The organism is Alteromonas sp. G4i13, assembly GCF_054960505.1.
The window spans coordinates 1-19,108 of sequence record NZ_JBHNYX010000018.1; the positions used below are offsets into that span (position 1 = coordinate 1).

17 protein-coding genes and 1 pseudogene are annotated in these 19,108 nt (G+C 44.5%); 3 read left to right on the forward strand and 15 right to left on the reverse strand.

The window, feature by feature from the left end; translation table 11 throughout:
• The 3 genes and pseudogenes from ACFI6J_RS10525 to trxA all read right to left on the reverse strand — a co-directional run.
• Positions 1-199: pseudogene (locus tag ACFI6J_RS10525) on the reverse strand (amidohydrolase); the annotation flags it as partial.
• Positions 200-428: 229 nt separating this feature from the next.
• Positions 429-1,694 (reverse strand): transcription termination factor Rho, encoded by a 1,266-nt coding sequence (rho, locus tag ACFI6J_RS10530; RefSeq protein WP_014948094.1) that lies wholly within the window; start codon positions 1,692-1,694, stop codon positions 429-431.
• A 271-nt stretch (positions 1,695-1,965) separates the two neighbouring features.
• The gene (gene trxA / locus ACFI6J_RS10535; protein WP_012517074.1) at positions 1,966-2,292 is read right to left on the reverse strand and encodes a thioredoxin TrxA; all 327 of its coding nucleotides are present in this window, start codon (positions 2,290-2,292) and stop codon (positions 1,966-1,968) included.
• A gap of 100 nt (positions 2,293-2,392) precedes the next feature.
• Here trxA and rhlB point away from each other — a divergent pair, with 100 nt between their 5' ends.
• Both rhlB and ACFI6J_RS10545 read left to right on the forward strand, forming a co-directional pair.
• On the forward strand, positions 2,393-3,685 hold the full coding sequence (gene rhlB / locus ACFI6J_RS10540) for an ATP-dependent RNA helicase RhlB (RefSeq protein WP_014975523.1): 1,293 nt from the start codon (positions 2,393-2,395) through the stop codon (positions 3,683-3,685).
• Between the two features lie 33 nt (positions 3,686-3,718).
• Positions 3,719-5,230: a Ppx/GppA phosphatase family protein gene (locus tag ACFI6J_RS10545; protein WP_101563389.1), complete on the forward strand. Its 1,512-nt coding sequence runs from the start codon at positions 3,719-3,721 to the stop codon at positions 5,228-5,230.
• A gap of 115 nt (positions 5,231-5,345) precedes the next feature.
• On the opposite strand, the gene hemB is transcribed toward ACFI6J_RS10545, so the two are convergent.
• The 7 genes from hemB to tatA are packed head-to-tail and all read right to left on the reverse strand — an operon-like array spanning position 5,346 to position 10,909.
• Positions 5,346-6,356, reverse strand: coding sequence for a porphobilinogen synthase (gene hemB, locus ACFI6J_RS10550; protein ID WP_039225046.1), 1,011 nt, complete (start codon positions 6,354-6,356; stop codon positions 5,346-5,348).
• Positions 6,353-8,251, reverse strand: a complete 1,899-nt coding sequence (locus ACFI6J_RS10555; protein ID WP_156085867.1) for a sensor domain-containing diguanylate cyclase — start codon at positions 8,249-8,251, stop codon at positions 6,353-6,355. Before ACFI6J_RS10555 ends, hemB begins: the two co-directional genes overlap by 4 nt.
• A 12-nt stretch (positions 8,252-8,263) precedes the next feature.
• Positions 8,264-9,040 (reverse strand): TatD family hydrolase, encoded by a 777-nt coding sequence (locus ACFI6J_RS10560; protein ID WP_156085866.1) that lies wholly within the window; start codon positions 9,038-9,040, stop codon positions 8,264-8,266.
• Positions 9,041-9,583 (reverse strand): hypothetical protein, encoded by a 543-nt coding sequence (locus tag ACFI6J_RS10565; protein ID WP_014948089.1) that lies wholly within the window; start codon positions 9,581-9,583, stop codon positions 9,041-9,043.
• Between the two features lie 25 nt (positions 9,584-9,608).
• Positions 9,609-10,364: a twin-arginine translocase subunit TatC gene (gene tatC / locus ACFI6J_RS10570; protein WP_014948088.1), complete on the reverse strand. Its 756-nt coding sequence runs from the start codon at positions 10,362-10,364 to the stop codon at positions 9,609-9,611.
• Positions 10,365-10,664 (reverse strand): Sec-independent protein translocase protein TatB, encoded by a 300-nt coding sequence (tatB, locus tag ACFI6J_RS10575; protein WP_014948087.1) that lies wholly within the window; start codon positions 10,662-10,664, stop codon positions 10,365-10,367. It lies immediately after the preceding gene.
• The gene (gene tatA, locus ACFI6J_RS10580) at positions 10,664-10,909 is read right to left on the reverse strand and encodes a Sec-independent protein translocase subunit TatA (RefSeq protein WP_230633705.1); all 246 of its coding nucleotides are present in this window, start codon (positions 10,907-10,909) and stop codon (positions 10,664-10,666) included. Before tatA ends, tatB begins: the two co-directional genes overlap by 1 nt.
• A gap of 177 nt (positions 10,910-11,086) precedes the next feature.
• On the opposite strand from tatA, the gene ACFI6J_RS10585 reads away from it, so the two are divergent.
• The gene (locus ACFI6J_RS10585) at positions 11,087-12,148 is read left to right on the forward strand and encodes a hypothetical protein (RefSeq protein ID WP_039225050.1); all 1,062 of its coding nucleotides are present in this window, start codon (positions 11,087-11,089) and stop codon (positions 12,146-12,148) included.
• A 70-nt stretch (positions 12,149-12,218) separates the two neighbouring features.
• Here ACFI6J_RS10585 and ilvN read toward each other — a convergent pair whose 3' ends face one another.
• The 5 genes from ilvN to ACFI6J_RS10610 all read right to left on the reverse strand — a co-directional run bounded on the left by ilvN (position 12,219) and on the right by ACFI6J_RS10610 (position 19,048).
• Positions 12,219-12,716, reverse strand: coding sequence for an acetolactate synthase small subunit (gene ilvN / locus ACFI6J_RS10590; protein WP_014975513.1), 498 nt, complete (start codon positions 12,714-12,716; stop codon positions 12,219-12,221).
• Positions 12,716-14,434, reverse strand: a complete 1,719-nt coding sequence (locus tag ACFI6J_RS10595; protein WP_014975512.1) for an acetolactate synthase 3 large subunit — start codon at positions 14,432-14,434, stop codon at positions 12,716-12,718. Before ACFI6J_RS10595 ends, ilvN begins: the two co-directional genes overlap by 1 nt.
• Before the next feature lie 273 nt (positions 14,435-14,707).
• Positions 14,708-15,085, reverse strand: coding sequence for a MaoP family protein (locus ACFI6J_RS10600; protein ID WP_069943639.1), 378 nt, complete (start codon positions 15,083-15,085; stop codon positions 14,708-14,710).
• A 233-nt stretch (positions 15,086-15,318) separates the two neighbouring features.
• Positions 15,319-15,780 (reverse strand): hotdog fold domain-containing protein, encoded by a 462-nt coding sequence (locus ACFI6J_RS10605; protein ID WP_014975511.1) that lies wholly within the window; start codon positions 15,778-15,780, stop codon positions 15,319-15,321.
• A 181-nt stretch (positions 15,781-15,961) separates the two neighbouring features.
• On the reverse strand, positions 15,962-19,048 hold the full coding sequence (locus ACFI6J_RS10610; protein ID WP_020745270.1) for a TonB-dependent receptor domain-containing protein: 3,087 nt from the start codon (positions 19,046-19,048) through the stop codon (positions 15,962-15,964).
• Positions 19,049-19,108 lie beyond the last annotated feature (60 nt).

The window sequence follows — 19,108 nt, forward strand, 5'->3', positions numbered from 1 at the left end:
TTTCAAGGTAGTCAGCAACATATTCAGCGGTTTTAAACTCGCGATTCGATAATTCAGGAAATTCATGAAAGTGATGACGCCATTTAATTACATCAGGCTCGACTTTATTCGCTAATTCATCAACATTGATCTGAGCGGCATTAGCAGCTGACACAGAGGCCAACCCTGCAAATGCGAGTGACAGCAATTTCTGGTACATAACTATTATTTCCTTTGGTGTTTTTTAGACAGAGTAAATCATCTCAAGGGAGAACACACCACTGAACTAACGATTGCTGTTAAAAATCAATAAGCAAACGAAAATACCCCATTCACAAGACTGAGGGTATTAGACGGAAGTATAAGAAAAGTGCTTTATCGATGCAGGGAATAAAAAAGGCGCCGAGTGGCGCCTTTTCTTTAAATATCAACTTATTACTAAGTTTCTATTAACTCTTTTGTCTACGCATTGCGTCAAAGAACTCATCGTTTGTCTTGGTCATCGACAACTTACTGATAAGGAAGTCCATTGCGTCAATTTCTGACATTTCGTGAACGATTTTGCGAAGGATCCACATTTTCTGTAGTTCATCTTGCGCTGTAAGCAGTTCTTCACGTCGGGTACCAGAGCGGTTGAAGTCGATAGCCGGGAATACACGTTTTTCCGCGATTTTGCGATTAAGGTGTAATTCCATGTTACCTGTACCTTTAAACTCTTCGTAGATAACTTCGTCCATTTTAGAGCCGGTATCGATAAGCGCTGTTGCGATAATCGTTAAGCTTCCGCCTTCTTCAACATTACGGGCAGCACCAAAGAAGCGCTTAGGCTTGTGAAGAGCATTCGCATCAACACCACCGGTAAGTACTTTACCTGATGATGGGATAACCGTGTTGTAAGCGCGAGCAAGACGAGTAATCGAGTCAAGCAGGATAACCACGTCTTTTTTGTGTTCAACAAGACGCTTGGCTTTCTCGATAACCATTTCAGCAACTTGTACGTGACGACTTGCTGGCTCATCGAAGGTTGAAGCAACGACTTCACCTTGAACAAGGCGATGCATCTCGGTTACTTCTTCCGGACGCTCATCAATAAGTAATACCATTAACTCACAATCTGGGTGGTTAGCAGCAATTGACTGAGCAATATTCTGAAGAAGAAGCGTTTTACCGGCCTTAGGTGGCGCTACGATAAGACCACGCTGGCCTTTACCGATTGGCGACGCCAAATCTAGTACACGAGCCGTAATGTCTTCTGTTGAGCCATTACCACGTTCCATGCGCAAGCGATCTGCTGCGTGAAGTGGTGTAAGGTTTTCAAAAAGGATTTTATTACGTGAATTTTCAGGCTTGTCGAAGTTAACTTCGCGGATTTTTAGTAGGGCGAAGTATCGTTCACTGTCTTTCGGTGGACGAATTTTCCCGGCAATCGTATCACCGGTACGCAAGTTAAAGCGTCGAATTTGGCTTGGCGATACATAAATATCGTCTGGTCCTGCAAGATACGAAGAGTCAGCTGAGCGTAAGAAGCCGAAACCGTCCTGTAAAATTTCTAGTACCCCATCACCAAAGATGTCTTCACCGCTTTTTGCGTGTGTCTTTAGGATTGAGAAAATGATGTCTTGTTTTCTGGCGCGCGCCATGTTTTCCAGGCCCATCTCCTCGGCCAGGTTAACCAACTCGCTTATTGGTTTGTTCTTTAATTCAGTTAAATTCATACTGGTGGGTCTTTGTGCTTGAACTTCGCTTACAGGACTTAAAGTCACTCTGTTCTAGTTTAGATTTGATATCACCCTGATGTGGGCGTAAGCAGAACGCTGCTCGGATGAGCGCTGAAGAAAAGTTAGCACTATATTTAATCAACGTCCAGCGTTTTACCGCCGAAATGTTAAATAATTTGTGGCTTGCTCTTCTAGAATGAAACGTTAGTCCCTGTGGCGTAAATAAAAACCGGTGCTTCGTTAGCACCGGTTTTCAATTTGAAATCAATTAAAGGTTTTCGTTAAGAAACTCTGTTAATTGAGCTTTAGATAGCGCGCCTACTTTAGTTGCAGCAACGTTACCGTTTTTGAAAAGTAGCAATGTAGGAATACCACGAATACCATATTTAGGTGGAGTTTCGTTATTTTCATCGACATTCAACTTGCCAACTGTTAACTTGCCATCAAACTCGGTCGCAACTTCTTCCAAGATTGGTGCGATCATTTTACACGGGCCACACCATTCAGCCCAGAAGTCAACCAGTACAGGACCTTCAGCATTGATAACATCTGCTTCGAATTTATCGTCAGATAACTGGATAATTTTGTCGCTCATTCTTTTCTCCATTATTGGTCTGTCGCTGATTTGTCTCAGCCTGACCATAAGTGTTATATAGAAACTGTTTTTTAATGCAAGCACTGATAAGCTATAAGCTATGCCTACTCACTTAACTGATACTCACTTTTCTGACCTGCCGATTAACGGCAAGGTTGTTGACGCCTTGGCGGCAGCTAATTTTTCACATTGTACACCAATTCAAGCACTTGCACTGCCTCCTTTATTGGAAGGTCACGACATTGCAGGTCAGGCTCAAACCGGAACCGGTAAAACCATTGCCTTTTTGGTAGCTACATTTCACTATTTGCTAAGCAAAGCAGAAAATGCAGATAACAGCAAATCAAATGGCCCTCGCGCAATTATCATGGCGCCGACCAGAGAGCTCGCCGTTCAAATTTATAACGACGCCAAACTGCTTAGTGAGCATACTGGATTGTCGCTTGGTTTGATTTATGGGGGCGAAGGTTACCAAAGTCAACGTGAAACTTTGGAAGAAGGGGTAGATATTATAATTGGTACGACAGGACGCATACTGGATTACTACAAACAGAATGTGTTCACACTGAAGAATATTCAGGTTGCCGTACTTGATGAAGCCGACCGCATGTTCGATTTAGGCTTTATAAAAGATATCCGCTTTTTATTCCGCCGCATGCCACCGGCAAGCGAACGTTTGAGCATGCTATTTTCAGCTACACTTAGCTACCGCGTGCAAGAGCTTGCTTACGAGCACATGAACAACCCTACCCACGTACAGGTAGCGCCAGAACAAACAACTGCAACTCGCGTTTCTCAAGAGCTATTTTATCCGTCTGATGACGACAAGATGCTGCTTCTTCTTACGCTGCTTGAAGAAGAATGGCCAGAAAAGGCAATTGTTTTTGCCAACACTAAAAATAGCTGTGAGAAAGTTACCGACTGGCTTACCGCAGATGGCCATCGCGTGGGCTTGCTTAGCGGCGATGTACCACAGAAGAAACGCCTTGGGATCTTAGAAGATTTCACCAAAGGCAATCTTGATATTTTAGTCGCAACCGACGTTGCAGCGCGCGGTCTTCATATCGACGCGGTAACGCACGTATTCAACTACGACTTACCTGACGACGCCGAAGACTATGTACACCGTATTGGTCGTACTGGCCGTGCAGGACAAAGTGGTGTTGCAATTAGTTTCGCGTGCGAAAAATACGCACTAAACTTACCTGCTATTGAGCAATACATTCAAAAGGCAATACCGGTTACCGATTACGACCGCAGTGCTCTACTTGATGATGTAACGCCTCCAAAACCACGTAGAAGACGTACGCCTAACAACCGCAATTCTTCACGTCGTGGAAACGGAAGAGGCCGTGGAAAGCCTCAAAACCGAAACAACAGAGCGCAACAGTGAGGCGTAAAGGTACTCAATAAGAATCGAGGTTTTATGCAGGCAGAACTCCAGCACGACGCACAAACCTACGGCGAGTATTACGCCGCCGTAGATTTAGGCTCTAACAGCTTTCACATGGTGATTGTTCACGTTGTTAACGGCAGTGTGCAAATAATAGGGAAAATTAAACAGAAAGTGCGCCTAGCAGCAGGTTTAGATGATGAGCTAGCACTTGATGACGTAAGCATGGAACGCGGCTGGCAATGCCTGCAAGTATTCTCGGAACGCCTGCAGGATATCCCCCCTTCTAATATTAAAATTGTAGCGACCGCTACATTGCGACTGGCAACCAATGCGCATGTATTCATTCGCAAGGCAGAAGAGATTCTCAATCACAAACTTGAAGTGATTAGCGGTGAAGAAGAAGCGCGACAAATTTATCTTGGCGTAGCCTACACATCCGCCAACCAAGGCAATAGCTTAGTCATAGATATTGGCGGTGCCAGCACAGAAATCATTATCGGCAACGACATGCAGCCTATCCATCTTAAGAGTTTGGATATGGGCTGTGTAACGTTTATGGAACGCTATTTCACCGGCGGCACTATCACCGAAGACAATTTCGACAATGCCAAAAAAGCCGCACACGCGCTTATTACCGATGTGTCTAGCGCGTTTTTGTGTTTTGATTGGGAGAATTGTTTAGGTGCATCTGGCACGCCGCAAGCCATTACTGAGATTCTTGTAGCACAGGGTATTAGTGATGCTATCCGCTTAGACTATTTGTATCATTTAGAAAAGCAATGTATTGAATGCGGCAGCATTAAAACCCTTGATATCGACGGATTGGAAGATAACAGAAAAGCTATTTTCCCGTCTGGTTTAGCGATCCTCATCAGCTTATTTGAAGCGCTAAATATTAAGCACATGAATATTTCTGGTGGTGCGCTTCGAGAAGGACTGATCTACGGAATGCTAGATAACGTTACCGAGAATGATCGTCGCCAGCAGACCCTTAATCAGGCAAAACATCGTTATCATGTAGATGCTAGTCACGCGAATTCGGTTAGTCACGTAGCGCTTACTTTATGCCATCAACTTTGTGCACAACAGAACATTTGTCATTTAGATACCGAAACCATTTTAGGTGCAGCCGCACAGCTTCATGAAATAGGTCTTCACATTGAATATAAGCGCCATCATGAGCATGGTGAATACATATTAAGTCACATTGATTTGCCTGGCTTCACGCGCCTTCAGCGCGCCGCCATCCGCGATTTAGTTGCTCAGCATAGGTTAAACATAAAGCCAGACGTATTTGAAAAGTACCACGAAGACTACCGTCCAATGCTAAAAGGCTTATTGCGAATTTTACGTATCGCAGTGGTGTTATGTCTGCGTCGTCAGAATAAACATATACCAGAGGTAACGTTGCAGTGCGAAGAAAGTAAGTGGACACTTACTTTCCCTGAAGGCTGGCTGAAATCGCATCCTTTGATCAACGCAGAGCTAGCAAATGAATGCTGGCTTCAGCATAAAGCTGGCTGCGAACTCGTTTGTAAGTAACCACTTACATACAGATAGAATGCGTTAAATATGTATACCGATAAACGGAAAAAAACATGAAAAAAAAGCCGTGCATTGCACGGCCTTTTTGTTGTCGAACCTTTGGTTGTTGGTATTACTTGTCGTTTTGCTTCGCTAAAAGCGCAGCAGCTTGCGGAGCGAAATAAGTCAGAATCCCGTCTGCGCCAGCGCGCTTAAACGCTAATAACGATTCTAGGATTACCGCGTCTTCATTTAGCCAACCATTAGCAAAAGCAGCTTGATGCATAGCGTACTCGCCACTTACTTGATAGGCGAATGTCGGTACTTTAAATTCGTCTTTACAACGACGCACAACATCTAAATACGGCATACCTGGCTTCACCATTACCATGTCAGCGCCCTCTTCTATATCAAGCGCAATTTCGTGGAGTGCTTCATCGGTGTTGGCAGGATCCATTTGATAGGTTTTCTTGTTGCCGCCCTTTATATTTGCAGCTGAGCCGACGGCATCACGAAATGGACCGTAGTACGCAGACGCGTATTTAGCAGAATAAGCCATAATACACGTATTGATGTGACCTGCTTCTTCAAGTGCTTTTCGGATACTGCCAATGCGCCCATCCATCATGTCAGAAGGCGCAACAATATCAGCGCCAGCTTCAGCATGCGATAACGCTTGCTTAATGAGCACCTCGACTGTTTCGTCGTTCATCACATAACCAGTTTCGTCTAAGAGGCCATCTTGACCATGAGACGTAAATGGATCTAATGCGATATCAGACATCAGCATTACTTCAGGAAACGCCTTTTTAAGCGCTCTCATAGCTTGCTGAGCAAGTCCTTCAGGATTGAACGCTTCGCTTGCACACTCGGTTTTAAGAGACATAGGTGTCACAGGGAAAAGCGCAATCGTTCTAATGCCCAGCTCTACCCATTTCGCCGTTTCTTGCACTAGCAAATCGATAGAAAGTCTTTCCACACCAGGCATAGAAGGTACGGCTTCTCGTGCGTTCTCACCGGGTAGTACAAAAACAGGGTAAATGAGATCGTCAGTGGTTAAACGGTGCTCTGCCACAAGCCCTCTTAAAGCATCTTTGGCGCGTAGTCTGCGCATTCTTCTTTGAGGGAAAGGTGAAGATGTCATAGTTTTTCCTGTAAATGTTTATGTATTACTGTATTGCGGCCCGCAGCCTTGGCTTCGTAAAGGCATTCGTCGGCGAACTTGAAAAGATTTTGCGCGTGCTCTTCATCAATAATAATGGTTGTAGAAACGCCCGCGCTTGCAGTTAGCTTAATGGTTTCCCCTTCGTAATCAAGTGGGGTCGACGCAAGGCTATCTCGCATATTTTCGGCAACGTGAAAAGCGCCTTCAAGATCGGTATTAGGCAATATAATGGCAAACTCTTCACCACCTATGCGACACAAGTCATCTGTAGGGCGATGGATGTGCTTCTGAAAGACATTGGTGACGTGAATTAAGCAAGCGTCACCACCATCATGTCCGTGTTGATCATTAATTTGCTTAAAATGATCCACGTCAACAATGATGAGAGATAATGGTGTTTGCTCACGTCTACTGCGTCGCCCTTCAGAACGCAGACGCTTATCGAAATGTCGACGGTTGTGCGCTCCCGTGAGCGGATCTATTGCATTTAACCTTTCCAATTCTTGGTTAACTTCAGACAATTCGCGTAACGTAATTTCTAGCTCTAACGTGCGTTCTTGTACTTTATACTCCAGGTCATCTTGATAACGCTTTTGTACTTCAAGTAAATTCTCTTTGGCCGTATTTGCCTGTTTTTCCTGCTCTAGCGCGAACTGCTGCGCCTCAATGAGATCATCGCGACTGTGGCTATAATTAATCGCTAAGATAAGTGCCAAGATGAGCGTTTCAACCGCGCCACCAATGATCAGCAGGTTATTTGACGAAATAGGCAATTGAATAATATTAACGTTATCAAGGCTCGCACTTAGTCCACTAATTAATAGAAAACCCCAAGCAATGGTAAAATAACGTGCTACGACCACCCCTTTGAGCGTTAGCCAAATACCTAACCCAAGAGTAAAAATAACGATGAGGCTAAGCAGTAACAGGAACGCCTTTATCATGAACGAGTAAGGCAAGATAAGGCCGAGGATTATACTTAACCCGCACACCCAACTGATTGCCTGTGTGATTTTATCTAGCTTTACGCTGTGGGCTCTAATAGGTAGTAGGCTTCGCGTAAACATCGCCGCAAACATAATAGTCGCGTTAGCAAACACAAGAATTGCTTTACCTTGAAACCATGTGCTTCCCGGCCACATATAGGAGAAGCCGTAGCCGTGTAACGTCGCCAATATAAGCGCCAAACTCATTACATAGCCAGAGTAATAAAGGAACGACACGTTACTTGTCGTTACCGTTAAAAATGCGTTACTCACGCCCATTGCTACCAAGATGCCAAAAAATATCCCCAATGCCAGGTTACGGCTTGATGTATAGGCAATAAACTCTGTTTCTTCCCATATACGAATAGGAAGGCGTACGCTGCCAGAGGTTTGTACTCGAATAATCACCCGCTGCGACTGAGCGCTTACTGGTAGGGGGAATAGTGGCTTCACATGAGAAACAGGCCGGTTGTCAAAGTGCAGGCCATCGCCACCTGAATAAGTAGCAATAGGCGTGCTGCCTATTTGGCTGTAAATCGCAACGTCTAAACTATCTAAAAGGGGATAGTCGACGTGCAATAGAAATCGACTTTCATTGCTTTGCGTTGGCGCAATGACCATTGAAAACCAATGTACGTTTGTGTTCATACCCAAGTTAATGGGTGAAGATATTGGTGTCCAGTCGGTAAGCGGCGTTTGAGTAATGGTAGTAAAATCGAGCGCATTGCCATTATCTACATTGAGATAAGTAAGCTGCGAGAATCGTGGTGTTGCACTGGTGTTAGGAGACAAACTAAACAACACAGACACAAATGCAACGACGGCCACTAGGGTGATAAGAATAAGACCCGCATCATACTTGCGCATCGCTTTCAGATTTGTCTGCATATAAACCTATGTTTAGCTGAGAGAAAACAACTCACAGCTATTAGCATAACTGCTAATACGTAATTTATCAGTCTCAACTTGCAGATATTCGCCTAATTGTTTAGCGATATGGGGTAGAAAAGCAGGTTCGTTATTACGTTTTCTCGGTCGAAGGGTTTTGGGAAACAGATAAGGCGCATCAGTTTCAAGAATAAGACGGTTTAAAGGTATAGACTTCACGGCTTCGCGTAGTGCTTCGCCTCGCTTCTCATCACATACCCAGCCAGTAATACCAATATAAAGCCCCAGCGCAAGGTAGTGCTGAACCTGCTCTGCATTCCCAGTAAAACAGTGGGCAATACCACCTTTTATACGAGGCATATACTCGGTTAATAACGCGACTTGTTCGTCAAACGCATCCCTTTCATGTAAATACACGGGTAAGTCTAATGCAGCCGCAATGTCTAACTGGGCTTCGAACACTGCCAATTGAACGGGCTGTGGTGAGAAGTTGCGATTAAAATCCAGACCACATTCACCAATTGCAACACACCCTTTCTGTTTTGCAAGTTCGCGTAACCGCTTGTAATCACTTGGTGTGACATCTTTCGCATTGTGAGGATGGACACCGATAGTGTAACAGCACTGGGTTGGATACTTATTATATAGCGCTACTGCGGCGTCCCATTCACTGGGGTGCGTGGTGATAATGCAGAGTTTTTCTACACCTGCATCTTGTGCTCGTTGTATAACTTCATCGGCGTCAAATCGCTTATCAAGCAAGTTGACGCCAGCATCAAACCAAGGCATTTATTTTACGCGTTTTACTTTCATACGCTTGTTAAGCCCTTCTACACTTAAGAAAAATGCACCCAATAAGCCCCTTTCTACGGCTACCGACTGACCTTCCTTAAGCTTCATGTAGGTTCCATCAGTTTGCTGCCATACAGAACCATCGCTGAAAGTTATAACATGCTTATCACGCACATTCTTCTTGATTGAAGCGATAGTGACCGCAATCTCAGAAGCTTCGTCAGACAAATCTCGCTTATGTTCAAGTCCAAAGTCATTCTTAGGTTCAGAGGCTTGAACTTGTCCCTGAGCGACAGGCGCTGGGCGAGGCTTCATCTGATTACCATTGTTGCTCTTGTAGGCCTGTAGTTGCTCAATCTGAGCGTCTGAACCTTCGTACTTGTTGAGTGATTTCGCGACGCTGTCATAGCACATAAGTCGCTTTAAACTATTGTCCGTGTTGCGACATTTCTCCAATGCATCAGCAACTGTCTCAGCTTGTACATTAAACGCCCCAAACGCGCACAGAATAGTGGCAAGAGATAGCAGTCGGGTTTTCATTTTTATTCCTTTCTTTTTTTAACATCTATGTGTTGTCTGTTGTTTCAGTAGATGTATCGTCTTTTGGTGTTTTACCCGCGTAAAATCCCCCAACAATAACCCCTACTTCAAACAGCAACCACATTGGAATAGCTAATAATGTTTGAGAGATAACATCTGGCGGTGTTAGCAACATGCCAACCACGAATGCACCAACAACCACGTACGGGCGCTTGGCTCGTAAAGACTTAGCATCCGTTACCCCAGTCCAGCACATTAAGATAATGGCTATCGGTATCTCGAATGAGACCCCAAATGCAAAGAACAGTTTCAAGACGAAGTTCAAATAACTGGATATATCTGTACTTACCGTTACACCTTCAGGTGCTACGCTTGTAAAAAACGCGAACGCTATTGGAAATACCACAAAGTAGGCAAACGCCATTCCTGCGTAAAACAGCAGCGTACTGGAAAGTAGTAAAGGCGCTACCAGGCGCTTTTCATTTCTGTACAAACCCGGAGCCACAAACCCCCATACTTGATAGAGCACATAGGGAATCGCAATAAAAAACGATAACACCAGTGTAAGTTTAAACGGAGCAAAGAAAGGTGATGCAACGTCGGTTGCAATCATGCTCGCATTTTCAGGTAAGGCTTCAAGCAATGGCATCGCCAATAGCTTATAAAGGTCTTGCGCAAACGCCGCAAGACAAATGAAGACGATAAGTACGCTCAAAAGGGCTTTGAGAATACGGCTACGCAATTCAATTAAATGAGAAATAAGGTTATTAGCGTCAGACATCTATTGCTTTTTATAAGGTTCTTGAACCGACTCTGCAGCTTTTTTTAGCTCATCGACGCTTTGTTCAAGTTCAGGTGAAAGATCTTTAAGCCCTTGCTGCTCTGCTTTTTTCAAATTTTCATGCAATTCGTGCACGCGCAACTGATGCTCAACTTCTTGCTTAAAGCCCGTTGCTACATTACGCACGCTACGAATTGTATTTATAGTTGAGCGCATGGCACCCGGTAATCTTTCTGGCCCTAAAATAAGCAGCGCCAGTACACCGATAACCAATAGCTCCCAAAAGCCGATATCGAACATTAGGATTTTTCTTTAACGTCGCTCTGCGTCTTAGTTGAAACAGGCTCTGCTGCTGACTTTTCTTCAACTTGCTTCTTTTGTTCAAAGTCTGCGTCTTTGTCTTCTTCGGTGACTGCTTTTTTGAAGCCTTTGATTGCGCCGCCTAAATCAGTACCTATACCTTTAAGACGCTTCGTACCAAATAAAAGCACCACAATAACCAGTATGATCAGCAACTGCCAAACACTAATACCACCCATAAAAATAATCTCCCTTACATCGATTGGCACAGTATGCCATTGCCTGCTGATGCTTTCACCTGAATATTTACTTCAATGAATAAAGATTGACGTTTTGGTTGGGACAATCCATGCTCTGTATATCCCCAATGCGAATGGTCGAAACATTCAACTATGCTAATTTTTACAAGGAGTTAGTGAGCAATGCTATGCCTTACCGTGGTCTATTGCCATTTATTGCTCGCTTTACCTGTTGCACCTGACTCAGCTGCTGACACGTTGAACTCCCCCGTAAATGCGACCAGTGTAGGTATAACCTATCGGGATATTGCTCGGCCAGAAAATACGCTTTCTAACCGCGCTAACTCGACAAAAGAAAGTACACACTCCTTGCCTCCTTCAATACCTAATGAGCAATGGTTTGATATTTGGCAGCGTAGCTTCACCGACACCATGGACTTCACCGTAAAACAGCTTGATGGTTTGTTTGAAAGTTCAGATGAAATAGGTGCTTCAGGACAGAAGGAAGCCAGAGCCGAAGGTCGTGTTCAACTTGCCTGGGAGCCAAGAAGTGGCATGCTCTCGGATACGGATTTGCGCTTCAGGGTAAGAGTTCGCCTACCGGCTTTAAAAGAACGCGTTGATTTACTATTAAGTGATAACGAAGACGAGACACAGAACAACACAATACGAGCCGCGAGGGATACCGGCAATAACAACCGCGATCGAACGACCATCGCGCTTCGCTTTCGTCCTGAGCAAGACTCTCACTACTCATTTAGAATTGGTGCTGGTCGCCGCGACCAACTCTATGCGATGACCCGATACAGAGATGCTTTTGCCTTTTCTAAACAATGGGCCATGCTATACGACGCCGAACTTTACTATTACACCCGTGACCGTTTGGGTGCGGAGGTGGGCGTCGCTTTTCAATATGAAATCAATAAAAAGCACCTGGTTCGACAAAATAATCGCTACTACTACCGCGACGATACCAACGACTGGCTATGGCGTCACGAGGTTCACCATTTGTTTTCGGTAGATCAACACAACGCCGTTATTCCTCACTTTATGGTGGAAGGGCTCAGCCAACCCAACTTTCGCGTAGAAGAAGTCTATGGCGGGTTTAGGTGGCGTAACAACATGCTGCGCGATTGGCTATTCTTTGAGGTAGAGCCTTTCGTTTTATGGCTACGTGAAGAGGATTTTAAAACCTCATACGGCGTAGCCCTGCGCGTAGAAGCCTATTATGGGCGCGATACTTAGGGTAATTCCTTAGAATGAAAAAAGGCTGTCTACTGACAGCCTTTCGAAAAAACGCTTTGCGGGAATAAATTTAAGGACGAAGCGCCCTATCACCTCGAGCAAGCCCACACACACCGGTGCGCGATGATTCGATAATTTCAGCACACTGCCCCATAGTCGTGGCAAATGCATCTAGCTTATCTGTGGTGCCCGTAATTTCAATGGTGTAGTTGTTTACGTTCACATCCACAATACGCGCACGGAAGATATCAGAGTTCCGCTTCACTTCAGCACGTACCGACTCTGTGCGAGTCGCGACTTTAATCAGCATAAGTTCGCGTTCAATGTGCGTACCTTCAGTAAGGTCTACCACTTTTAGCACATCAATAAGCTTATTCACTTGCTTAGTAATTTGCTCTATGACTTTGTCGTCGCCGTGCGTGATAATCGTTAGACGCGAAAGGCTCGCGTCGTCGGTTGGTGCCACACACAGTGAGTCGACGTTGTAACCACGTTGTGAGAATACACCAACGATACGAGATAGTGCGCCAGGGGCGTTTTCCATTAATACAGAGATAATACGTTTCATCAGGTTCGCTCCGTCTTGCTTAAGCGCATGTCATCCATTGCGCCAAACTTAATTTGCATTGGATATACGTGTTCGTTTTGGTCTACTGCTATGTCCATAAACACTAAGCGATCTGTGTAACTGAAACATTTCTCCATTGCTGCGTCTAGCTCGTCAAGCTTGTCTACTTTAATGCCCACGTGTCCGTAAGCTTCTGCCAACTTCACAAAGTCAGGCATTGAATCCATGTAAGAGTGTGAGTGACGTCCTTTATAAATCATATCCTGCCACTGACGAACCATACCTAGGGCACGGTTATTCAATGAGATAATCTTGATAGGCAGGTTGTACTGCAAACAAGTAGATAGCTCTTGAATATTCATTTGAATACTGCCGTCACCCGTTACTACCACAGAGGTTGAACCTGGGTGCGCAAACTGCACACCCATTGCAGCCGGTAAACCAAAGCCCATGGTGCCAAGACCACCTGAGTTGATCCACTGACGCGGTTTATCATAAGGATAATAAAGCGCAGCAAACATTTGGTGCTGACCTACGTCAGAACTTACGTAGGCTTTACCGTCTGTGTGTTTGTACAAGGCTTCGATAACGCGCTGAGGCTTAATTACCTCTTCGCCCTGTGCGTAGTTTAAGCACTGACGAGCGCGCCAGGTTTCAATTTGTTGCCACCAATCGGCCAGCTTTTCGCTTTGACCTGATAAGTCTTTCTTATTTACCTGACTTAAGATTTGATCAAGTACTTTATCTACCGAACCTACTACAGGAATATGCGCATTTACGGTTTTAGAAATCGATGCTGGGTCAATATCAACGTGAATAATATCCGCATGTGGGCAGAACTTATCAACGTTATTAGTAACACGGTCATCAAAACGTGCACCTAGTGCAATGATGCAATCGGCATTATGCATGGTCTTGTTCGCTTCAAGCGTACCGTGCATACCTAGCATGCCGATAAATTGCTTGTGTGTACCCGGCATAGCACCAAGACCCATTAGCGTACAAGTTACCGGTGCATTAAGCTTCTCGGCTAACTCAATAACCTTTGCAGACGCATCGCAAGCTACAGCTCCACCACCTACATACAGTACGGGACGTTCTGCTTTAAGTAACGACTCAACTGCCTTTTTGACCTGTTTAGGATGGCCTTTTTCAGTTGGGTTGTAAGAACGCATGGTCACGTCAGTTGGGAACACGTACGGGTGTTCTTCTGCTACGTTCACAATATCTTTTGGCAAATCTACTACCACCGGGCCAGGACGACCTGTGTTGGCAATATAATAAGCTTTAGCAATCGCTTCTGGGATATCAACCGCGCGCTTTACCAAAAAGCTGTGCTTAACGATAGGGCGTGAGCACCCCACCATGTCAGTTTCTTGGAATGCGTCTTCACCAATATGCTTCGACGGCACCTGTCCCGATAAAATAACCATCGGAATAGAGTCCATATATGCAGTAGCAATACCTGTAATAGTATTCGTAGCGCCTGGACCTGATGTGACGAGCACTGTGCCGGTTTTGCCAGTTGAACGTGCATAACCATCCGCCATGTGGGCGGCTGCCTGTTCATGACGTACGAGGACGTGTTTGACATCATCTTGCGCAAATAACGCATCATAAATGTCTAATACGGCACCACCTGGGTAACCGAACACGTGTGTCACTCCTACATCTTTTAGCGCTTCAACCACCATGGCTGCGCCCGACATCATTTTCACAGTGCTTTCTCCTGTAATGGGTTGGGGGGTTTGTCAGCGTACGTTGACGATGCCCCGACTATATCTAAGGTAATAGGAAGATAAAACACCAAATTGCGTAAAAGTGAGATATATATCCCAATATTCGCAATAATTAGGATAAATATTTCGACTTAAGTGTAATTTTGACAGAAAATAGGATATTTATTTACACGATTTTAACAGCGCAAACAATAAACATAGTTGCTTTAAGAGAGGCGCCTTTACACGTTTTAGATGCATAAAGGCATAAGCTTAATCATCGAGGTCGATATCAAGATCACTGTTATCGCTTATATCGTCGTCATCGTCAACATCTTGTTCAGCAGCACGCTTAGAGCCATAAATACTTGCTGTTTTTGGACGGTTTATTCTGGCTTGGTATTTCAACCACGCTTTCTCTTGCGGTGTTGCAGGGTCACGATGACCAAGAGCCGATTCTAAATAGGCTTGTTCTTCATCATTCTCTGGCGTAATTTTCCCGTCCACTAGTGCAGCGAACAAACTACCATGAGCCTGAAGAAGCTTACTTTCATTAATTGAAAAATCTCCTGAACGGGCAAAGCCGTACGGGTAATTTTTCTTATCTATAAAGGGTTTTCTTGCGACTTGCTCTTTTGTGATTACAGACATCTTAACCTCTTCCACCGCTAATACCTGCGTTGTAAACACAGACAAAATTGCAACACCAACTGTTGAATGAAATAGACTACTGATATAGCGCCTTAATCGCTTTCAAGGTTATTCTTAGTTGGATTTTTATTTTCTGTCAAACAGAAAAGTAGCTGTAGTAAAAACTTAATATTGAATGTTTTAAAAGAGCATAAAAAAGGCCGCAAGCGCGGCCTTTTATTATAAGCGTGATATCAGCGTTTTTCGCTTACCCAAACCGTAATGGTTCCGTCGACGACCACGGTGCCTTCAGCGTTATACGCCTTAACAGAAATAGGTAAATCACCTGGCTTCCATGCGTCAGCTGGCACTTCTGCTACACAACGAATATCTGAGTCTGCTTTCGCCGGATACTTTACTTCCATGCCCTTTGGGATCCACCTGAGGTTTTTAGGTATGGATGCTTCACACATAAACCCCATGGCCATTTCCAGACCATTGCAAATAGCAATAACGTGAACCGTTCCAATGTGATTTTCTACCGCTTTACGTTTACTAATAAGCACTTCACAGTAGTTTGGTTTAATGTCTGAGATAAGTGGTGAAACGGTAGAAAAATAAGGTGCCCTGCGCGCTGAGTACCAGCTAAATAGCTTCTTGCCAAAGGGCAGCTTCATAAATTTGTTATATGTATTTAGTACGTAATTCTTTGACATAGTTGTTCACGCTGATAGTTGGGAGCTTTTTATCTTTCGAGTGATTATTAAATCCGCGCCACTGGTTAGACCAGAGGAAGTTACATTAACATAATCCCAACGAAGTAGTGATGCAAATAAATTCCTATTTAGAGATATAAAAAAGCAGCTAAAAAGCTGCTTTTTGATATCTGTGTAGACGTTACATTGTGTAATTTACGCCTAGGTAGAAGAAGCGTCCTCTAGGTCCTGCCGGTCTCGACAATGTGCCAAGGTAAGGATCTTCCTCAAACGCGTTATTGATACCACCATATACTTCTAGGCTATCTTCAAAAGTGTATGAAACAGAAAAATCATGCACCAACGCAGAGCCAGTGTGAGTTTGACTGATAAAATCAGGATCACTCTCGATATCCTGGTTTTCTAGCCCAGGAAGTAGCTGGCTTCCTTCGTAGCGTCCTCTCCACCCAACAACGAGTTCACCAATTATATAGTCTGCACTCATGTTTACGATCCACTCTGGTCGCCCAAATGTTCCAAGAACATCAGTGACTTCGTCAGGTGCACTCACATCCCTTACTTCATCATTTTTGAGGAAGTTTGTTCCGTTGATAGTGAATTCAATTCTTCCGTCTGTGTCGACTAATTTAGCCAACTCAAAGCCATAATCTATGCGGAAATCAATACCAGATGTTTCAACCGCTGCAAGATTGATAAACCCTGAACGAAAATCTGTGATAAATCCATTCGTAGCATCACGGTCAATTGCGTCACAAAATTGGTTGTTGATTGTTGGCGCGTCTACGCAGTTAGATGCAATGTCAAAACCAGTAAGGCTATCAATCAGGCCATCAATTTCAATATTATAGTAGTCTAGCGTCACTACTAAACCTTCCAGCATACCGTCGAGCTCTGTATCTGGTCTCCACACTGTACCAATCGTGATGGTTTCTGCTTCTTCAGGATCAAGGTCTGGGTTACCGCCCGTTGAACCAGAAACAAACGCTGACAGGAAGTTAGTAGAATCATAAGTGCCATCAGCTACCGCGTCGCCAATCAGTGCAATACAGTTCGCCTCCCTGAACTCAGAGCCCGCACTAATTAAGTTTTGGTTACAAGGGTCATCTCCTGCACCAAGTGAAGCCGCAAATGTAGGTGCGAAGGCTTCATTAATGTTGGGAACCCGCACCGCTTCAGAGAAGGTCGTTCGAATACTAAATGTATCAACAGGTGACCATACTGTTCCTATCGTCCAAGCGTCATGCGTACCATATGGGTCGTAGTCTGAGCTTCTGTATGCTGTGCGCAGCTCTAATCGCTCAGCGAAATCGACACCTTCTAGTAAAGGTATAGTTGCTTCTACAAAGTATTCTGAAACATCGTACTCACCGTCAGAAGGATTGGTTGGGCCGTTACGAGAGTCTAATGTTCCAAAGGTTAAGCCTGCTGCGGAGTATGGATCTGGCGTATAGGTACTTGACTCTTTTCTCCATTCGTAACCAAGAGCAAACATAACAGGGCCTGCCGGAAGCTCGAATAAATCAGAAGAGTCGCCCGATACTACTGCTAAGAAATTCTCTTGCGTTATATCGTTCTGCTCAGTGCCAGGTTGGAATATAAAGTTAGCCGCTTCTGCGCTGATTGAATCCTTTCCAAACAGATTCACTGGTACACAAGAACCATCACCAGGCTGGAAAGTTAAGAACCCAAAATTCGCATTCGCAGATGGAAACGGCGACGTAGGAGGAAGCGCAGAACTGTCTAGGTCAGAGCGACAAACAACATTGCCAGTTGCTGGATCTGTTACAGCGTCAATAGCAGCGAAGTATCTATCTTCTATGCGCAAGTTCGAAGTAATGTCGGCATCAGTTCGACCGTAGTTATAGAAAACCTCGTACTCTAGAGCGGTGTTAGGGATATAACCATCGAAGCCTGTAACAATACGATACGTTTTACGTTCTGCTTCTGGGTTTGAATTAGCATTTATATCAAGAACATCGCGGGACATTACCAAGCTTGGTGATTCACCTTCTGCTTGTAATTCATTAATTTGAGACAGTAGAGCTGCAGGAATATACGGATTGTCTAGTGAGATTGGAATATCGTCATTGAAACCATTCACCTGATTAGTTTCTTTAGTCGAGCTAAATACGAATTTGGCATCTACAAAGAAATTTACGAATTCATTTAGTTCGTAATTTGACACTGCCTGTACTAATACTCTTTTAGACTCTGGAAGGATAAGTTCAGCGTCGGGACTACCCGGTACACCATCACCACCACTCGCATCGAAAGGTCCAGCATAAACATCGCCGGGATTGTAGGCACGTAAGGTGCCGTCTTCACCCACTACCTGACACGTTGGAAACATGGACGTTCCGATAGTGCCGCAACCTAACACGCCGCCGGATCCAGCGACATCTCCAAACGCACTGCCAGTTAATGAAATTACACCTCTGTCACTTGAAATTGGAAGTCTGTAATCTGGCACCCAAGTATTCTTGAAGCGTGAATCAATACCAAATGCACTCTGAGTAGCCTCTGTATTGGCTACTTGTGTATATAGACCAGAGCCTGCGAAGTCTCTATCTCTAGCATACACTGGGCTGGTTTCTTGGTATTCAACCGCGAATACTAAATCACCTTTATCTGTAGAAAAGCCGTTGGCCAATGATAAAAAGAATTCATTTGCGTCACCATCGTCAGTCACACCTGTTTGAGTGCGAAGCTCTAGCCCGTCGAACGAGGCTCCGTTTCTCATATTAAAGTTGACAACACCGGTTACCGCATCAGCGCCGTAAACAGCTGAGGCACCACCAGTGAGGACTTCCACGTTTCTAAGTAAAGCAGTAGAGATGGTATTTACATCAACAGAGCCCGTACCCTCAATACCTGAAACATGTCTTCGACCGTTTTCCATAACTAAGGTTCGCTCACTACCTAGATTACGTAAGTCCAGTAAGCTTGCTCCTAGTGGGGTTCCATTAAATGCAGAAAAAGACCCCGGCAGTGACGCCTGTAGTTGAGGCGATTCACGCAACATGGCACCTAAATCTATTTGACCAGATGTTTTGATATCACCAGCATTAATAGCAAGAACAGGGCTCGCTGCTTCCAGGGAGGAGTCTTGAGCAACGCGAGAACCGGTTACAACTACTTTTTCGACATCCTTCTCTTCAACAGCGGCTTCTTCCTGAGCCTGAACCGCAGATGCACTAACAGTAAGTGCAGATGCTACTGCAATTGCTAGTGCAGAAATATTGTTTTGCTTTGATGAACCAAAAGCCATGTGTGTTTCTCCAAGTATTACTTTTTCGTTCCAGAGTGCTCTTTACGGCACTTTCGAGGA